The following is a 15,687-nucleotide window of genomic DNA, read 5'->3' on the forward strand; positions in this document are numbered from 1 at the left end:
GGCTGATCGCATTGCATGCCGGCCGCCGCATTCGCGGGCTTTGTCGGATCGACGATTATTGGAGAGACGGCGGAGTTGCCGGCGTTGCGGATCCCCGCCGCCAGAAGCCCCGTGAATTCCGTCGAAACAATGCAGCGTCGTCCGCCCCGCCTCACAGGTTTCGGAGTTTTGCGGCATCATGGATATCGGTGCGGCCAGCACCGGGGAGACAGGCGGAACCCCATGCCGTCGGCGACCAGGAGCCCAGCGCGATATGGCGCACGAACCATCAGCCGTCGACGCTCCAGACAAACGCACCCCCGGTCGAAGTCGGGTGGGTCTAGAGTGGGGCGGCACGCCAATCTAGATGAAAGTTATTTCAAACTTTACACATTAATTAAACCGCTAGTTAATCAGCACATTCACGATCACGTATGCTAACGCCCCCCCTGCTTTGGGGGACTTGTTGACGTGTTAGAAGAGGATGTGTTGGAGAAGATCACCGATAATCTTCCAGCGGGTCGGAAATCTTACCGCTTTTCCGCAACGTCCTGAACTCCGCCGGGTCGACCACCGCTTCCCTCAGCATCATCACGCCGTAGCGGGTCGCCGCCATCAAATCGTCGCGTAGCTTCACCACTTGCCCGTCCTTGCGGTGATAGAGCCGAAACTCCTCGAACCAGGGCAAAAGCGTCGAGAACACCTTGAAGCAGCCGGATTGCATGCGGTCGAGCATCTCCATCAGCCCGGCCTCGACCGACACCGAGCCGTCGGCGAACTGCGCATGGCTGGCCAGCATGTTCAGCCCATGCGCGCCATATTGCCGAGCCAGTGCCACACCCGCACCTTCCAGCGTCTCGCGGCGGCCGTCGCGCGGCCAGGCCCAGGGCAGCCATTCGCCCCACGGTTTCAAGGTCAGTGCCTGCATGGCCGGTGTCTGCTGCGAGGCGCGGCAGGCTTTCGAGACATAGACCACATCGGCCTCGGTATCCCAGGCGAGCTCGACAGCGGCCGAGGGATGGTCCCAGCCGAAATCCAGCGCACCGAGCCGCGGCCAATAGCGTGGCAGCCGGAACGGCTCGCAGGCGATCAGTTCTTCCACCACCGGAAAGATACGGCCGGAGCCCAGCACCGGAATGCCCTTGGCCCGCGCCTCGCGCTCATGAGCTGGATAGGCTGATATGATCTCGGCGCGTTGCTGCGGCGTGTAATGCTCGGCATCGTCGATGGTCATGAAGGTGACGTGGCGGGTCATTTGTGCGGCTTTCCGGCTTGAATCGTTTTGGCAGTCGTCGGACGTATGGTGTTGTTTGGGCGAGATCTTTTTCGCGCTGGCGGGACAGCGCCCCCCTCTGTCCTGCCGGACATCTCCCCCACTTGGGGGGAGATCGGATGTCACCCTGGTTTTCGCCAATCTCCAACGGTTGCAGGCAAGCGGGACGCGGAAACTGCCAATCTCCCCCCTCATGGGGGAGATGTCCGGCAGGACAGAGGGGGGCGCGAAGGAACGCAACGGATGAGAGGAAGCGAAAGCTTCCTTCCCGGAAACCACCTCACCTCCCCATCCCCTCCACCTGCGCAGCCGACAAAAACAACAACACCACATCCGACATGCCGAGCAGCGGCGTGAAGGTGACGATGGTGATGCCGCCCGTCGCGTTGGTGCGGGTCAGCCCTTCGGAATAGATGTCGAGCGGCGGCTCCTCGTCGAACCAGACGCCGTGCAGCGTTTCGCCCTGCCACTTCTCGCGGCCCTTCTCAAAACTCTTGAACGACAGCACCGATTCATCCGCCTGGACATCGCCGCCGCCGCCATGGCGGACCACGACGCTGTCGAGCCCATGCGGCGCGCCACGCCCCATGATGGTGCTGAGAATGGCGTCGGCCGGGATCATGCCGGTGCCCCACGCGGCCGGCTGCTGCGGCGGGCCGATCAATATGCGTTGCGGGTTGTCGCGCGTGCCCTCGGCGGTGACGCCGGCCGCCCACAGCCGCACGGGCGTGTCGAAAACCTTGCCTTGCCACCACTCGGGATAGCGGCCGGTGAGGTGCATCGCCCATTCGGCGCCGCCGGCCCTTGTCTTGCCGAGCTGGTTGCCGGCCATGAACAGCCGCTCGCGGCTGGTCGCACCCGCTGCATGGAACTCGGCCTGTTTTGGATAGGGCCGGTAGGCGGCAAGCTGATTAGTGCGGCGTCTGCGGTCCAGCTCCCTGAGCAGACTCAGATACTCGGTCTTTGCCGTCGAGGTCCGGCTTCGCGAGACCAAGCTTGGCGAGGCCAGACTTTGCGAGGCCAGGCTTTGCGAGGCCCGACTTTGCGAGGAATGGCCGGAGGACGGCTTCGAGGCCGCGGATGCGCTGCCTGATTTCGTCATCGCTCAATGCTTCCAGACTGTTGATGTTGAGATGCAGATCCTTGGGCAGCACCGACAGCACGATCTTCAGATACTGGTCGGGCTTTTCGGTGCGAACCTCGGCGATGACACCGGCGCCATGCGCCCGGAAATCGGCGCGGATCGCTTCCAGAAAACCATCGGCCAGCGTCTTTTTCGTCCGCTTCGGCCGGCTTGAGGACCTGGGTTCAGTCACGCCAGACGGTTCTTCGTCGAGAGAATCCTCGGCCATGCCCTACCCCGCAACCCCGGCGAGCGCCACGATCTCGGGCTTCGCCGTTTTCTTGACTGCCGGCGTGGGTCGCTTGCGGGATTTCGCCCGCTTGCCGGCGCGCTTTGCCTTTGGCTTCCGCGGCTGGCTTGCCGCATCGGGCTTTGCCATAGCCGTGCTGCCGGACTTTGCCTTGCCGGTCGCTGACACGGCTTTGAGCGCCGCCCTGACGATACTCACAACACCGTCGCTGATGCCCGCCAAGGGAAAGCCAAAGCCGCCGGCCGCGTCGACGGCACCGCCCCGGACCATGCCGATCTGCACACCGGCCGGAACGTGCTCGACCCGGCCGTGGCGCACAGGTGCGGCGCCCTCGAACTGGCCAATGGCGCTAACGACCTCGCGGCCGTCATCGTCGGCGATGATGGTGGCGTAACGGTTGGACATGGGGTGTGAACCTGACAGACGTGGTGTGCGTTGCGGGAGGATCGAGACACTTTGACAAAGGCCAGTAAGCGACACCGACGATCACACGCGTTGCGTTCCTTCGCACCCCCCTCTGTCCTGCCGGACATCTCCCCCACTTGGGGGGAGATTGGCGGTTCGAGCGCGGTCCCTGTTCCCGCGATGCTGGAGATTGGCGAAAGCCGAGCTGACATCCAATCTCCCTCCTTGTGGGGGAGATGTCCGGCAGGACAGAGGGGGGTGCTGTCCCGCCGACATTTGATATCGGCAACAGGCAGCGAACGTTCGAAAGGGACTTAAAACAAAAAACCCGCCTCGGCGGGCGGGTCGTTGGCGCAAATCAGCACCATGCCCAAATCAATAGCATAACTGCCGTCACGAAGTCAATGGTGGAGCGGTCGATTCGAGGAAAAAATTCCTGGATCGAGCGACTCTCGCGCACGAATGCCTGCGAAGCGCTCGATCCCCGTACCGCCATGCCGGGATCGGAACCGGCGTTCGCGCGTTTGGAGCTTAGCCAATGGGAGCAAAGCCATGAATGTCGCCAATCTGCAACTCGAAGGCCTGCTGATGGCCGTCGCATCGATCAATCAGGTCCTTGTCCGCAAGGGCGTGCTCTCGGTCGAGGAGATAGACATCGCCTTGCGCAGGGCCGAAGCCAGCGAGACCAGCGAGGAACGGTCCGAAGGCATGTCGGCGTCGAGCCGCGATGCCGTCAACTTCCCGATCCGGCTGCTGGAATTGGCCAATCAGTGTCAGCCGGAGACGGACATGCCGTCGTTCTCGAAACTGGCGCGCATGGTCGGCCAGATGAAGGAACCCTACAACGACCAGATGTGACGCCCTCCCCACATCAAAGATGGCAGGTCGACCGAAGGTTCGCGATCAGCTCGCCGATCCAGGCTTCCAGGTCAGCACGCCGCCAGGCCCATGCACGGCGGCAAACAGCAGTCCGGCCACGAAGGTGAAATGGTCGACGAAGAAGCCGAACTCGGCCTGGTTGCCGGCCCAGTGCGACGGCCCGTGGAAGGCAAAGGCGAGGAACAGCACATAGGCGGCGGCGACAAGAGCGGCCTGTGAAAAGAAGGCACCGGTCAGGAAGCACAGCACGAGGACGACTTCGAGCAGGGCCGCGCACCAGGCCAGAAACAGCGGGAACGGAAATCCGGCAGCGGCGATATAGCCCGCTGTGCCGCCCATGTCGGTGAATTTGAAAGTCACCGCCATGAGGAAGACGGCCGCGAAGATCAGCCGGCCGATGAGGATTGCGGTGGTTTGCCACGGTGATTGAACGGGTGATTGAGCGGTTTCCAACGACATGATGTCCTCCAGGGTTGCGACGGGTTTCGCCCCAAGGACGATACACCAGCCGCAAACCCGACATCGTCCCCTGAGAACCTGGCTGGGACAGCACAAGTGGCCAGGCCGCCGCAAGACTGGGTTCCTGGATCTACTCGGCCGCGTGGTGGTGGCTGATCGAATCCCGCACTGTGCCGTACTGGCTGCCCCAGCGGTCGGTCATCTCGCAGCGGACATCCCACAGCTCCGGGAAGAAGCGGTGGCGGGCGCCGGCCTCAAGCAGTTCGACCGGCCGGCCCTTCAGCGATTTCGCGCCCAGCCCGATCGAGCGGTGGATGAGATAGAGATGGTTGGCGCGGAACTTTTGGAACAGCTCGTCGAATTCGATCAGCGCTTCGGCGACGACATAGCTGTCGCCGTGATCGTATCTCGCATCGTAGACATCCTCGACCGAGAGCCCGCGACCATCGAGATAGGACGCCTTGAAGGCCCGCCACAGATCCGGCGGCATGCGCAGCAGGAGTTTGAAGCCCGGCGATTCCTGGCCGCTGCCATTGCCGAGCTGCAGCCGGATCTCTTGGTATTCCTTGGGCGACATGGTTTCGAGCAGGTCGAGCTGCGCCGTCATCATGCGCATCAGCCGATGCACGCGCCCCATCAGCGTGACGATGCGATGCGTGTTCTGTTGCTCGAGGAAGTCGACGACATCGACCAGCGTGTAGGTGATGAGCTTCATCCACAGCTCCTCGACCTGGTGCACGATCTGGAACTGCAGCTCGTCGGCATTGACCATCTCGGCCAGCGGCTTCTGGCAGGCGAGAAGCTTGTCGCACCTGAGGTAGACGCCGTAATCGCGCATTTCAGGCGCTTCGATGCGGGCATAGTAGTCCGGCTTGTGCATGGCAGCTGCTCCTTTGCCCGGCCCATAGGGCTCAGGGCATCTGTTCGGTCCGAGCTTGAAGGATAAGCGCTTTTGGCTTGAACATTGTTCCTTTTTGTTATCCAAATGCAGAAAATGAAGGACGAACGTCCGTTAATGAAGCGATTTTGGAGAACGATTTGTGCTGGATGCCCTCGACCGGAAGATCGTCGCGGCACTGGAACGCGACGCGCGAATCTCCTTCGCGGCGCTTGCCGACGAGGTCGGCTTAAGCAAGACGCCGTGCTGGAAGCGGGTCAAGGCGCTGGAGGACGCCGGCATCATCCGCGGTTACTCGACGCGGATCGACCCGGCCAAGCTCGGCTTCGGCATAGAAGCCTTCATTCAGGTGTCGATCGATTTCGAGCTTTCCGAAGCCTTCGAGGCCGCAGTCCAGGCACATCCGCTGATCCGGCGCTGCCACGCCACGACAGGCGAAGCCGACTATCTCCTGCAGATCGTGACGGTCGACATGATGGCGCTGGACAGGATGCTGCGCGTCGAGCTCAGCCGCCTGCCCGGCGTGCGGCGGACGATCACCTCGATGGCCATGCGCGAGATCAAGGGTGGCATTTCTTTCGCCAATGCCGTTGGGCATACGCAGAAGCGATAGACGCTCGACAGCGCGGAGGCCGCCTGCCCTAATGAAATCCTTCCAGCACTCCTTTTTCGGAACTCTGTCGGATGGCAGCGCTTCGGTCACGGCCTCATCATCAGCTCCCGCCCCAGCCGTTTCGGTTGCTCGGCGCGCAGCACCACATTTGTCGTCACCGCGCCATAGCGGCCGATAGCATCGACGATGCTTTCAAGGTCGGGCGGCGACGGGACGACGACTTTCAGGAGAAAGCAATCCTCGCCGGTCACCCGCAGCACTTCGATCACCTCAGGCAATTGCGCGAATTTCTTCAGGCAGGCCTGGATGTGCTCATGCGTGGTGCGCAGGCGGATGACGGCCATGGTGCCGAGCCCCAGCGCCGCCGGATCGATCACCGCTTTGTAGCCGGCGACGATGCCGCGCTCCTCCAGCCGCTTGACCCGTTCCGAGGTGGCAGGCTGGGACAGGCCGACGCGCCGGCCGAGCTCCGAAATGCCGATCCGGCCGTCCTCCTGCAGGGCTTCGATGATCGCCACATCGGTGGGATCAAGTTTTGGACGATAAATGCCGTTCTGCATGGAAACCTTCAATCCATCGGAATTCGCCGCTGTTTTCCGATGATCTCTCATTCCACCGGCCAGGGAAAGACCTAGAATCCGGCGAGCATCCAGGAGAAACAAGGATTCCCATGACTGACTTCATCATCGTGCCGGGCATTGGCGGGTCGGGCGAGGCCCATTGGCAGACCCGCTGGCAGCGGGTGAACCCGGCCATGCGGCGGTTCACGCCGGCGAGCTGGGACCTGCCCGATTTCGACGACTGGGTCGCTGCCTTGGAGACTGCGGTGTCCGAGGCCAAGACACCGCCCGTGCTCGTCGCTCACAGCCTCGGCTGCCTGCTGGTCGCGCACTGGCAGCGCATCTCGGGCCGCGACGTCAGCGGTGCATTCCTGGTCGCGGTTCCAGATCCGGCGGCGTCAGCCTTTCCCTCTGTCGCGCACCGCTTTGCCGGTAGCCCGCAGCAACGGCTTCGCTTTCCCTCGCTGGTCGTTGCCAGCACCAACGATCCCTATGGCTCGCTGGACTCTGTCAGGGCCAAAGCCGGCCAATGGGGCAGCGAGCTGCATGTCGCCGGACCGTTCGGCCACATCAATGGCGACAGTGGCCTCGGCGAATGGCCAACAGGAATGGAACTGCTACGGGCCTTCGTGGAACAGACGGAACGAGGCGGCCAAGGCTTGCTTCGCTAAGGCGAGCGATCCGGCGGACCACCTCTTAAGACCGCAGCCGGTTCATCGTTTCACGGAAACGCCGAACCGCTCTATCTCTTTGTTTTTGCGCAATTCCGGACGCAAAACCGCTTCACACTTTTCCTGGAATTGCTCTAGGTGCGCAAGGCCCGGGCTAGCAGACGCGTATGAACGATGATTCGCGCAAGGCGACGATGCTGAAGCGCTCTGTCCGCTGGGTGCGGCGGCGCGCATCACTCTCTGCTGTTCGGCGTCAGCTTTCCGCTTCGGGCAGTCCTCGTAGCCATGGTCGCGCCCGCCGCAATATGCGCAGCATTTTGCCGGGATATCGGGGCGAAACATCGTCGTCATGCATTGAAATGCACGCGGCGCCCGTCTGGTTGCGTCGCACCGTTACTTTTCGCTTACATTAGGGATTTGGGCGCCGAATCCGAGGCTTTAAGGCGTGTAGCCCAGCGCGGCCAGGACCGACAGCCCTGCGACCAGGCCAATTGCAATAACAATGCCGAAATGCCGTTCCAGGAATCTGGGCGGCCCCTGCCAGTCGTATCGCATATCTGAAACTCCGCCGGGTAATCTGGGGCAGAGTGTTCAGGCGTCAAGGCCGGCGGTCCTGACAGGCGATAGACTTGACACCCGGTAGACTTGATAGGCGGTAGACAGGCAGCTGCCATTGTTCATATCGTTGTTCATATCGGAACGCGGGACGGCACTCATGCCCGAGCATCCTTCATCAGCGGGAGAAAGCCATTCCCAGCCCGCTGCGGCACCTGACCCTCGTCTGGCCTTTGTTTATGCGGAGGCGGTGCGTGGGCTCCAACACCAGCAGAACGTGGTGGAGAGCCTCAATACGCGCGCTGGCAATCTGATCTTTGCAACCGCGTTCGTGAGTTCTCTCCTCGGCGGCAGAGCTCTCTTGGATGGGCTCGGGCCGTGGGACTGGCTGGCGCTGGCGCTGCTTTTTCTGATCGGGCTGCTGGTCGTCATCATGTTGTGGCCCTACTACGCCTATACGTTCCGCTTCGATCCAGAGAAGTTGCTCCAGGACTTTGTCGATCAAAACCCTTCCGTATCCATGGATGTGATGCACCGCGCGCTTGCGCTCCGCATTAAAACCGACATGGCCAACAATTGGCGGATCATTCAACGCCTGCGCATGTCGCTACAGCTTGCCCTGTTTCTATTGTTGCTGGAACTTTTGGCGTGGCTGTTCGCGATAACCCGCGTCTGGGCTCAGGGCCATTAATCCAGCAAGGTTAAGACTGACTTGAGACTATACACGCGATAAACTCTCGCGCTAAAGCTGAGCTTCGATGGCCGCCTTGTCTATGACAGACCATACTTGTACGATCTTTTCGTCGCGAAGTTCATAGATCACGTTCTCGGCGAAGGAAACTCTCCTCCCACCTACAGGGAGACCAAGGAACGTTCCTTTCGGCGTGCAGTCGAAGCCTAGTCGGCTCGCTATATAAGGCGGATCGGAAATCAGCATCTGGACATTGAAATAAAGGTCCGGAATTTCATCAAAGTCTCTCTCCAGCATTTCGCGATAACCTGACAAGCCGAGCCGCCGGCCGTTGTGGATCACCTCATCATCGACGAACTGTCCCAGCTTCGGCCAGTCCTGCTTATTCAGGCAGGCGATGTAGTCTCGGTAGACGTCGCGGAGGTCGGTTTTAATCACGGCGATTGCTCCTATCTCTACAAGGCCCTGCTGAAAAGGCAGTGTCTCACATGCTCAAGCAGATGACTGCATGAAGCGGCTTCATGCGCGGATGAGAAAGTGCTAGACAGCGTCCACTTCCTCTATTCCCGCTTCGTCTAATGGTAGGACAGCGCCCTTTGAAGGCGTGAATCGTGGTTCGAGCCCATGAGCGGGAACCAGCATCGGACCGCCCGTGCCGGGCAGCCGATCAGTCTTGATCCGATCAGATCGCTGCAACGCGCCAACAATGCCAGGACGAGGCCGGCGTGCCGTCCTTTTCCCAACGGCAAGGATGGTCGGTCGGACCAAGGAGCCCTATAAAGACCACATGTGACGGAGGACGACATGGCCGACGACAAATCCAAGACCAAGCAGGATCGCAAGCTGGCTTCCAGCGAGCAGCCTTACGAAGTCGCCGCCTTTGCCAAGAAATACGGCATACCGCCGAGCGAGGCCGCGACGATCATCAAACGGTACGGGCCTTCGAGGAAGAAGCTCGATGCGCATATGGCGAGCCGCAATGCCTGATCTGCACCCGGCGGCGTCGACCTGGATCATCACCGCGGCTTGACCATGCCGCTTGTTTCCGGCCTGCCGGCGCTATCGACCGGATTCAACGCCAGGTTTCAATAACTCGTTTACTTTGACGCGATACCACCCAACGGGGAATCGTTGGGAGATCGGATGTCGGACCGTGCATTGCGCTTTGAATGTGTCATGGAGCCAAACGGCCGATGGATGGTGTGGGACGCCAGGCTCGATCTGCCGGCCCAGTTTTCGGCGCTTGCGCTGATCGGCCTGCGTCACGACGAGGCCGCTTCGCTTTGCCGCCTCTTGAACGAGACAGCCTCCGAGACAGACGCCATCTATGTCCGGCAGAGCCGCGCGTCCTGATGGTTGCGCCGGCAACTCCCTCCCCGTGGAACGCTGCCTTTGGCTGCGGATGACGTATTGGCACGGCAGGGAGATCTCGCCCGCCTGCCCGCTCGCCGTTTGCCCGGGATTTTGCCTTGACAAACAAAGGTGCTATATTAGCTGACTAATCGATTCACAGTCGGCGAGCCGGCATGGCCAAGAAGAAGTCAAAACTGGAACCGTCCAGCATTTCCGCGGTCTCTTCGGCGGAAGCCTATGAGGCGACCTATTTTGCCCGCAAGTGCGGCCTGACGCGGGATGAAGCGCTGAAGATCATGCGCGAGGCCCAGGACTGGGTGAGCACGACGATGCCGTCCACCGCCAAGCGGAAGAATTAGCCCCACGAGGCGGTGTAGTGGCCGACAAGGCATCGGCCAGGGAGGCGCAGCCGCTCCTCAAGCGCCACGACGAACACGCCCGGCATTGAAGAGAACGGATCGGCTGCGTCTTCTTGAACGCTGCCGGACAGCTAAACCTGTTCCGGCAACCTGAACGGCCTGCCCATCAGCCTAGCTACGCTTGCCGTCCCACCGGCAAAACCGCTTGCGCGCTCGCTCGTGCCACGATCGCTTGCAGCGGCTCCGGCCGGTGCAGCAGAAATCCCTGGCCGAAGGCAACGCCCATATCCCTGAGGATGTCGAGCGCGTCCTGCTCTTCGATCTTCTCCGCCACCACGGAGCAGCCGAGGCTTTTGGCGATGCCCGATATGGCCGAGACGATTTCGCGGTCGAAGCGGCTCTCCGCAATATGCTCGATGAAGGACCCGTCGATCTTGATCGCATCGACGGGAAAGCGCCGGAGATATTCGAACGAGCTCATGCCCGCCCCGAAATCGTCGAGGCTGACGCGGCAGCGCCGCTCGCGCGCCTTGCGGACGAACTGTTCGGCAGCAGTGAAATTGGTGACCGCGGCGGTCTCCGTGATCTCGAAGCCGATGCCGGAATGCGGCGCCCCGGTCTCATCGATGACGGCGTCGACGAAATCCCAAAGCTGCGGGTCGCTCAGCGTCTGCGCCGACAGGTTGAAGCCGAGCGTCAGCGCTCCTGACTTCAGCGCCGGACCATGAAGCGAGAGCGCCGTCCTGATGATCCAGCGGTCGAGCCGCGAGGCGATGCCGAACCGCTCCGCCGCCGGGATGAACTCGTCCGGTGGAATCAGCCGCCCGTTGCGCCCGACGAGCCGCGCAAGGACCTCGACATGGCGGTTCTCATCCCAGGGTTTTCCGAGCCGATGGATTTCCTGGCCGAACAGTTTCAGTCTTCCGTCCTCCATGGCATCGACGGTGTCGGCCGCCAGCCGTGCCGCATTGAGGCCGCCGGAACCGGATGTTGTCTCAGGGGAGAACACCGCGAAGCGATTGCGCCCGGCAGCTTTGGCCGCATAGCAGGCGTCGTCGGCGCAGGCGAGCGCGTCGGCCACCGCGGTATTCGCATCGGCGACAAAGGCGATGCCGATGCTGGCCGCGAGCTTGCGCGACGCCGCCGTCGAGCCGAGGTCGGCGTCGCGAACCGCCGCGAGAACCGCGCCGGCGATACGCTCGGCTTGGGCTGCGTCGCAATCAGGCACCATCAGCGCGAACTCGTCGCCGCCGAGGCGCGCGGCGTGCACCGACCGTGGCAGGCAGCCCAGAATGCCCTCGGCGACGCTCTTCAGCGCGAGGTCGCCGGCGGCGTGGCCGGCGAAGTCGTTCAGCGCCTTGAAGTAGTCGAGATCGACGTAGAAGACCGCGAGCGGGCGCGCCGTTGCGATATGCTCGGCCAGCAGCCGGTCGAATGCGGCGCGATTCAAAAGGCCGGTCAGTGCATCGTGATCGGCCGCGTGGGCAAGCTCCTGCTCGCGTTGCTTCGCCTCGGTGATGTCGCGCACCGTGCCCAGGATCTGGCCCGACGACTGGGCGTCGGCGATGAACCGTATCAGCGATTCGATATGTCGGACCTCGCCGTCCCGCTTGATGATGCGGTATTGCACGGCGACGACCTTCTGGGTTTGCAACGGCACCTTATGCGCCCGCTCGGCGTAGTCCCTGTCCTCCGGATGCAGATAGCTGTGCCAGAGGTCGCTCGACACCTCGTCGGTGTCGGCGACAAGCCCGAAGATTTCCCTGGTGCGCTCGTCCCAGTAGCTTTTGCGTGCGGCGAGGTCGTGATGCCAGATGCCGGTGCCGCTGGCGGCCAATGCCAGCCGAAAGCGCACATTCACCTGTTCAAGCTCTGCTTCCGCTTGCTTCTGCTTGGTGATGTCGGTCTGGACGCCCATCAGCCGGACCGGCCGGCCTTCGGCATCGCGTTCGACCACCCCGCCACGATCGAGCACCCATACCCAATGACCGGATTTGTGCTTCAGCCTGAGTTCGGTCTCGATGGAATCGGTCAGGCCGGCAATGTGGCGTTCGCCGCTGGCCACCGCCCGCTCGCGATCGTCGGGATGCGTCAGCTGCAGCCAGAGATCGCTTGTCTTGGCAAGCTCACCCTCGCCATAGCCAAGCATCTGCGACCACATTGCCGAGTAGAAACAGTCGCCGCTCGCGAGATCCCAGTCCCAGACGCCAAGATGCGCGCGTTCGAGCGCCAGCTCCCAGAACTCTCCGTTGCGATTCTTCCTGTCGGCCATGCCCTGGACTTCGCCCGCTCCGTCGCGGCCAATGTGCAGCGAAATCAGAGAAGAAACCGTTACTGTGCAAAGAGCGGGCGTAGGGGCCTATCGGAGACATCACGGCTGGCAGTTTCTTTGGCCCGCCGGTCGATGCACGAGGGGTGCGAAGGCCATCCGGCCCATCGCCTACACGATACCCGCGAACTGCCGCATTCGACCCCTGCGGAGACCTGATCCCGCCTGGATCAGGCCCTGTTGGCTCACACCTTGGCCTTGAAGCGCGCCGCCTCTTCCGAACCGCTTGTGGCGTCGCCCGCGCTATAGGAATGCGCCCCGGCACCGGCCAGCTTGCCGCCATCGACGATCAGGTAGTCCTCGCGGATCGGCCGGCTTTCGAACCAGCATTCCAGGATTTCGCGCGTGCCCGCGGCATAGCGCGCCTGGGCCGAGAGCGACGATCCCGAAATATGCGGCGTCATGCCGTGATGCGGCATCGATCGCCACGGATGGTCCTTGGGGGCCGGCTGCGGGAACCAGACATCGCCGGCATAGCCCGCGAGCTGGCCGCTCTCCAGCGCCCGCGCAACGGCGTCGCGATTGCAGATCTTGCCGCGCGCGGTGTTCACCAGATAGGCGCCGCGTTTCATCCTGGCGATCATCGCCTCATCAAACAGGTTCTCCGTCTCCGGATGCAGGGGAGCATTGATCGTCACCACGTCGCAGATGCCGACCATGGCTGCGGCGTCCGGGTGGAAGGTGACGCCAAGGTCCTTCTCGACCGCCTCGGGCAGGCGGTGGCGGTCGGTGTAGTGCAGCTTGACGTCGAACGGCCGCAGCCGGCGCAGCACCGCGCTGCCGATCCGGCCGGCGCCGACGGTTCCGATCTGCATCCCCTCGACATCGTAGGAGCGCGCCACACAGTCGGCGATGTTCCAGCCGCCCTTGATGACCCACTGGTAGGACGGGATATAGTTTCGCACCAGCGCCAGGATCATCATCACCACATGCTCGGACACGCTGATCGAGTTGCAGTAGGTCACCTCGGCGACGGTGATGCCGCGGTCCATCGCGGCCTGCAGATCGACATGGTCTGATCCGATGCCGGCGGTGATCGCAAGCTTCAGCTGGTTTGCCTTGGCTATTCGCTCTTTGGTCAGATACGCCGGCCAGAATGGCTGCGAGATGACGATTTCGGCATCACCGAGCTCGCGTTCGAACACGCTGTCGGAACCGTCCTTGTCCGAGGTCACGACCAGGCTGTGCCCGGCGCTTTCGAGAAATGGCCTCAGGCCGAGCTCGCCCGACACGCTGCCGAGCAGGACGCCCGGTTCGAAGTCGATGGCCTTCGGCGTGGGAAGCGTTTGGCCGCCGGGATAGCGGTCGAGCTTCGGCAGCCCATCCCGCGCATAATTTGACGGGTAACCGTCGACGGGATCGTCATAGAGGACGCAAACGACCTTTGCCATTTTGATCTCCCTTCGTCAGACAACGAGGAAGACGCTCGATTGTTAAGGCTGCCCGCCAAACGGGCGGCCGCTCTGGTTTGTCGGAGGCCAGCAACTCCTGGCGCTTCCTCGGAAAGTTGCGCGCTATTGCGAACTAGATGGAGGAGCCGGACGCTGTTTCAAGGCCAGCGGCAGGCAACAGTGCCGCGTTCATCGTCGGACTTGAGCGTACGCCCGTTGACGATCCGCAACGACTGCCGCGACGGCTGGCCACAAACCCTCATTTCTTCCCTTGCGGGTAGATTGTTTCGCCGCGCTTCAGCATTTCGACAAACGCCGCGATCTTCTTCTTGCGCCCGGCTTCGGTCTTCATGTTGTGGATGCGGAAGGCGAGCGCGAAACGGTTCTGCGCGCTGAGCGTTGCCAGCATCGCCTTGGCCTTGGGCTCGGCGTCTATTGCAGCCTGAAGATCGTCGGGGATTTTCATGTCCTTGCCGCTTCCATAGGCGCGCGCCCAGCGCCCGTCGGCCTTCGCTGCCTCGACCTGTTTCAGCCCATGCTCTGTCATCCGGCCGTCCTCGATCAGCCGGGCGACGTTGTCGACGTTGATCTGGCTCCAGGTGCTCTTCCTGCCGCGCGGCGTGTAGCGCTGCAGGTAGCTCTTCTCGTCGAGCCCCTTGCGCACGGCATCGATCCAGCCCAAGCACAGAACGACATCGATGGCCTCCTTCGGCGTGATCGAAGGCAGCCCCGAACCGACCTTGTGGATCTTGATCCAGACTTCTGTCTCGGTGTCGTGGTGGTTGCCGAGCCAGGTGTAGAAGCTTTCGGCATCGCTGAACTCGCGCACCTTGGCAGGATCGACCTCGATGGGCGCCATCAGAGGGTTGGCCTTTTTGCGGTGGTCATCGGTTTCTTCCTTGCCTTCATCTGATGAAGCAGCAACGGAGCCACTGTTGCAAGGCTGGCGAGACAGCGAAGCTGCCAATCTCCCCCCTTGTGGGGGAGATGTCCGGCAGGACAGAGGGGGGCGCTGTCCCGCCGACCTTCAACCCTTTGCAACTGCCCCATGTTAATTCAGGAAACGAGACGCTGGCGATCCGTCGCGCCCCCCCTCTGCCCTGCCGGGCATCTCCCCCACAAGGGGGGAAGATCGGCAGTGTCACCGACGGCTCAAGATACCGCCGCCCCTAATCCCCGGGAATCGTGAACACCTCGTCGGCGCGGCCGTAGCCGCCATCGGCGACCTCCTCGATCAGCACCATCGTGTAGGGGCGCACGCCTTCGCCGAACATCTCGACGAAAAGGGCTGTGGTCTTGTGGACGAGGTCCTCCTTCTGCCCGGCGGACAGAGCGCGCTCCGGCACCTTGAAGTTTGCAAACGGCATGATGTCAATTCCCTGTGGTTGTTGCGGAAAAAATCAGACTGTGCCGCCATTGGCGCGCAGCACCTGGCCGTTGACCCAGCCGCCGTCCGGACCGGCGAGGAACGACACGACGCCGGCGATGTCGGCGGGCTGGCCGAGCCGACCGAGCGGGATCATCTTGGTGATCGTCTCGACCAGCGCCTCGGACTTGCCGTCGAGGAACAGCTCGGTCGCCACCGGCCCCGGCGCCACGACATTGACGGTGATGCCGCGCGTCCCAAGCTCCTTAGCCAGCACATGCGTCATCGCCTCGACGCCGGCCTTGGTCGCGGCATAGACGCCGTAGCTCGGCTGGTAGAGCCCGACGACGCTGGACGAGAAGCTGATGATGCGGCCGCCGTCGCGAAGCCGCCTGGCGCCTTCGCGCATGCCGCGAAACACGCCGCCGAGGTTCACCGCGATCTGCCGGTCGAAATCCGCGTCGTCCATCCCAGCGAGCGGCGCAAGTTTCATGATCCCGGCATTGTTGACCAGCACGTCGAGCCCGCCGAAG

General features: G+C 62.5%; 20 protein-coding genes and 1 tRNA gene. 8 read left to right on the forward strand and 13 right to left on the reverse strand.

Annotation, left to right across the window (positions count from 1 at the left end):
- Positions 1 to 478: 478 nt before the first annotated feature.
- From EOC93_RS18280 to EOC93_RS18300, 4 genes are read right to left on the reverse strand one after another with little or no spacing between them, the layout of a single operon-like run.
- The gene (locus EOC93_RS18280; protein WP_348627604.1) at positions 479 to 1,585 is read right to left on the reverse strand and encodes a terminase family protein; all 1,107 of its coding nucleotides are present in this window, start codon (positions 1,583 to 1,585) and stop codon (positions 479 to 481) included.
- The gene (locus tag EOC93_RS18290) at positions 1,533 to 2,246 is read right to left on the reverse strand and encodes a terminase family protein (protein ID WP_245461492.1); all 714 of its coding nucleotides are present in this window, start codon (positions 2,244 to 2,246) and stop codon (positions 1,533 to 1,535) included. The genes EOC93_RS18280 and EOC93_RS18290 overlap by 53 nt, the downstream gene beginning before the upstream one ends.
- Positions 2,164 to 2,604 carry a hypothetical protein gene (locus tag EOC93_RS34855; protein WP_245461493.1) on the reverse strand — a complete coding sequence of 147 codons (441 nt, stop codon included), beginning with the start codon at positions 2,602 to 2,604 and terminating at the stop codon, positions 2,164 to 2,166. The genes EOC93_RS18290 and EOC93_RS34855 overlap by 83 nt, the downstream gene beginning before the upstream one ends.
- A 3-nt stretch (positions 2,605 to 2,607) precedes the next feature.
- Entirely contained in the window at positions 2,608 to 3,030 is a 423-nt protein-coding gene (locus EOC93_RS18300; RefSeq protein ID WP_127205323.1) for a hypothetical protein, read from the reverse strand.
- A gap of 552 nt (positions 3,031 to 3,582) precedes the next feature.
- Between EOC93_RS18300 and EOC93_RS18310 the strand changes: the two genes are divergently transcribed.
- A complete protein-coding gene (locus tag EOC93_RS18310) occupies positions 3,583 to 3,888 on the forward strand; it encodes a hypothetical protein (protein WP_126107416.1) in 306 nt (101 codons plus the stop codon).
- Between the two features lie 45 nt (positions 3,889 to 3,933).
- Here EOC93_RS18310 and EOC93_RS18315 read toward each other — a convergent pair whose 3' ends face one another.
- Both EOC93_RS18315 and EOC93_RS18320 read right to left on the reverse strand, forming a co-directional pair.
- Entirely contained in the window at positions 3,934 to 4,368 is a 435-nt protein-coding gene (locus EOC93_RS18315; protein WP_127205324.1) for a DoxX family protein, read from the reverse strand.
- 130 nt (positions 4,369 to 4,498) lie between these two features.
- Entirely contained in the window at positions 4,499 to 5,248 is a 750-nt protein-coding gene (locus tag EOC93_RS18320) for a tryptophan 2,3-dioxygenase family protein (protein WP_127205325.1), read from the reverse strand.
- Positions 5,249 to 5,408: 160 nt separating this feature from the next.
- Here EOC93_RS18320 and EOC93_RS18325 point away from each other — a divergent pair, with 160 nt between their 5' ends.
- Complete coding sequence (locus tag EOC93_RS18325; protein ID WP_095482700.1) at positions 5,409 to 5,879, forward strand: Lrp/AsnC family transcriptional regulator; 471 nt, start codon at positions 5,409 to 5,411, stop codon at positions 5,877 to 5,879.
- Positions 5,880 to 5,965: 86 nt separating this feature from the next.
- On the opposite strand, the gene EOC93_RS18330 is transcribed toward EOC93_RS18325, so the two are convergent.
- Positions 5,966 to 6,439 (reverse strand): Lrp/AsnC family transcriptional regulator, encoded by a 474-nt coding sequence (locus tag EOC93_RS18330; protein WP_127205326.1) that lies wholly within the window; start codon positions 6,437 to 6,439, stop codon positions 5,966 to 5,968.
- A gap of 110 nt (positions 6,440 to 6,549) precedes the next feature.
- On the opposite strand from EOC93_RS18330, the gene EOC93_RS18335 reads away from it, so the two are divergent.
- Both EOC93_RS18335 and EOC93_RS18340 read left to right on the forward strand, forming a co-directional pair.
- Complete coding sequence (locus tag EOC93_RS18335; RefSeq protein ID WP_127205327.1) at positions 6,550 to 7,110, forward strand: alpha/beta hydrolase; 561 nt, start codon at positions 6,550 to 6,552, stop codon at positions 7,108 to 7,110.
- A 715-nt stretch (positions 7,111 to 7,825) separates the two neighbouring features.
- On the forward strand, positions 7,826 to 8,356 hold the full coding sequence (locus EOC93_RS18340; protein ID WP_127205328.1) for a hypothetical protein: 531 nt from the start codon (positions 7,826 to 7,828) through the stop codon (positions 8,354 to 8,356).
- Positions 8,357 to 8,407: 51 nt separating this feature from the next.
- On the opposite strand, the gene EOC93_RS18345 is transcribed toward EOC93_RS18340, so the two are convergent.
- Positions 8,408 to 8,794, reverse strand: coding sequence for an ester cyclase (locus EOC93_RS18345; RefSeq protein WP_095482703.1), 387 nt, complete (start codon positions 8,792 to 8,794; stop codon positions 8,408 to 8,410).
- Between the two features lie 126 nt (positions 8,795 to 8,920).
- On the opposite strand from EOC93_RS18345, the gene EOC93_RS18350 reads away from it, so the two are divergent.
- The 4 genes from EOC93_RS18350 to EOC93_RS18365 all read left to right on the forward strand — a co-directional run bounded on the left by EOC93_RS18350 (position 8,921) and on the right by EOC93_RS18365 (position 10,068).
- Positions 8,921 to 8,994: transfer RNA gene (locus EOC93_RS18350), tRNA-Gln, on the forward strand.
- Between the two features lie 166 nt (positions 8,995 to 9,160).
- Positions 9,161 to 9,343, forward strand: coding sequence for a DUF3606 domain-containing protein (locus EOC93_RS18355; protein ID WP_095482704.1), 183 nt, complete (start codon positions 9,161 to 9,163; stop codon positions 9,341 to 9,343).
- 156 nt (positions 9,344 to 9,499) lie between these two features.
- A complete protein-coding gene (locus EOC93_RS18360; RefSeq protein ID WP_127205329.1) occupies positions 9,500 to 9,709 on the forward strand; it encodes a hypothetical protein in 210 nt (69 codons plus the stop codon).
- A gap of 173 nt (positions 9,710 to 9,882) precedes the next feature.
- Positions 9,883 to 10,068: a hypothetical protein gene (locus tag EOC93_RS18365; RefSeq protein WP_127205330.1), complete on the forward strand. Its 186-nt coding sequence runs from the start codon at positions 9,883 to 9,885 to the stop codon at positions 10,066 to 10,068.
- 175 nt (positions 10,069 to 10,243) lie between these two features.
- Here EOC93_RS18365 and EOC93_RS18370 read toward each other — a convergent pair whose 3' ends face one another.
- From EOC93_RS18370 to EOC93_RS18395, 5 genes are all read right to left on the reverse strand, one after another.
- Positions 10,244 to 12,340: an EAL domain-containing protein gene (locus EOC93_RS18370; protein WP_127205331.1), complete on the reverse strand. Its 2,097-nt coding sequence runs from the start codon at positions 12,338 to 12,340 to the stop codon at positions 10,244 to 10,246.
- Between the two features lie 242 nt (positions 12,341 to 12,582).
- A complete protein-coding gene (locus EOC93_RS18375) occupies positions 12,583 to 13,788 on the reverse strand; it encodes an NAD-dependent formate dehydrogenase (protein WP_164759188.1) in 1,206 nt (401 codons plus the stop codon).
- A 259-nt stretch (positions 13,789 to 14,047) separates the two neighbouring features.
- Positions 14,048 to 14,647, reverse strand: a complete 600-nt coding sequence (locus EOC93_RS18380; RefSeq protein ID WP_127205333.1) for a YdeI/OmpD-associated family protein — start codon at positions 14,645 to 14,647, stop codon at positions 14,048 to 14,050.
- A gap of 310 nt (positions 14,648 to 14,957) precedes the next feature.
- The gene (locus tag EOC93_RS18390) at positions 14,958 to 15,155 is read right to left on the reverse strand and encodes a 4-oxalocrotonate tautomerase family protein (protein ID WP_126105741.1); all 198 of its coding nucleotides are present in this window, start codon (positions 15,153 to 15,155) and stop codon (positions 14,958 to 14,960) included.
- A 33-nt stretch (positions 15,156 to 15,188) separates the two neighbouring features.
- The coding region (locus EOC93_RS18395) for an SDR family oxidoreductase (protein ID WP_127205335.1) at positions 15,189 to 15,687 on the reverse strand (499 nt) is incomplete at its 5' end.

Source organism: Mesorhizobium sp. M6A.T.Ce.TU.002.03.1.1, from assembly GCF_003997275.1.
In the GTDB taxonomy this organism is placed as follows: Bacteria; Pseudomonadota; Alphaproteobacteria; order Rhizobiales; family Rhizobiaceae; genus Mesorhizobium; species Mesorhizobium mediterraneum.

What these genes read in the sequence shown, in the direction of transcription:
- EOC93_RS18280 (WP_348627604.1), bottom strand. Translation starts at nt 1,585, where the DNA reads ATGTGGTGTTGTTGTTTTTGTCGGCTGCGCAGGTGGAGGGGATGGGGA.
- EOC93_RS34855 (WP_245461493.1), bottom strand. Translation starts at nt 2,604, where the DNA reads ATGGCCGAGGATTCTCTCGACGAAGAACCGTCTGGCGTGACTGAACCC.
- EOC93_RS18300 (WP_127205323.1), bottom strand. Translation starts at nt 3,030, where the DNA reads ATGTCCAACCGTTACGCCACCATCATCGCCGACGATGACGGCCGCGAG.
- EOC93_RS18310 (WP_126107416.1), top strand. Translation starts at nt 3,583, where the DNA reads ATGAATGTCGCCAATCTGCAACTCGAAGGCCTGCTGATGGCCGTCGCA.
- EOC93_RS18315 (WP_127205324.1), bottom strand. Translation starts at nt 4,368, where the DNA reads ATGTCGTTGGAAACCGCTCAATCACCCGTTCAATCACCGTGGCAAACC.
- EOC93_RS18320 (WP_127205325.1), bottom strand. Translation starts at nt 5,248, where the DNA reads ATGCACAAGCCGGACTACTATGCCCGCATCGAAGCGCCTGAAATGCGC.
- EOC93_RS18330 (WP_127205326.1), bottom strand. Translation starts at nt 6,439, where the DNA reads ATGCAGAACGGCATTTATCGTCCAAAACTTGATCCCACCGATGTGGCG.
- EOC93_RS18335 (WP_127205327.1), top strand. Translation starts at nt 6,550, where the DNA reads ATGACTGACTTCATCATCGTGCCGGGCATTGGCGGGTCGGGCGAGGCC.
- EOC93_RS18340 (WP_127205328.1), top strand. Translation starts at nt 7,826, where the DNA reads ATGCCCGAGCATCCTTCATCAGCGGGAGAAAGCCATTCCCAGCCCGCT.
- EOC93_RS18355 (WP_095482704.1), top strand. Translation starts at nt 9,161, where the DNA reads ATGGCCGACGACAAATCCAAGACCAAGCAGGATCGCAAGCTGGCTTCC.
- EOC93_RS18360 (WP_127205329.1), top strand. Translation starts at nt 9,500, where the DNA reads ATGTCGGACCGTGCATTGCGCTTTGAATGTGTCATGGAGCCAAACGGC.
- EOC93_RS18365 (WP_127205330.1), top strand. Translation starts at nt 9,883, where the DNA reads ATGGCCAAGAAGAAGTCAAAACTGGAACCGTCCAGCATTTCCGCGGTC.
- EOC93_RS18370 (WP_127205331.1), bottom strand. Translation starts at nt 12,340, where the DNA reads ATGGCCGACAGGAAGAATCGCAACGGAGAGTTCTGGGAGCTGGCGCTC.
- EOC93_RS18375 (WP_164759188.1), bottom strand. Translation starts at nt 13,788, where the DNA reads ATGGCAAAGGTCGTTTGCGTCCTCTATGACGATCCCGTCGACGGTTAC.
- EOC93_RS18380 (WP_127205333.1), bottom strand. Translation starts at nt 14,647, where the DNA reads ATGGCGCCCATCGAGGTCGATCCTGCCAAGGTGCGCGAGTTCAGCGAT.
- EOC93_RS18390 (WP_126105741.1), bottom strand. Translation starts at nt 15,155, where the DNA reads ATGCCGTTTGCAAACTTCAAGGTGCCGGAGCGCGCTCTGTCCGCCGGG.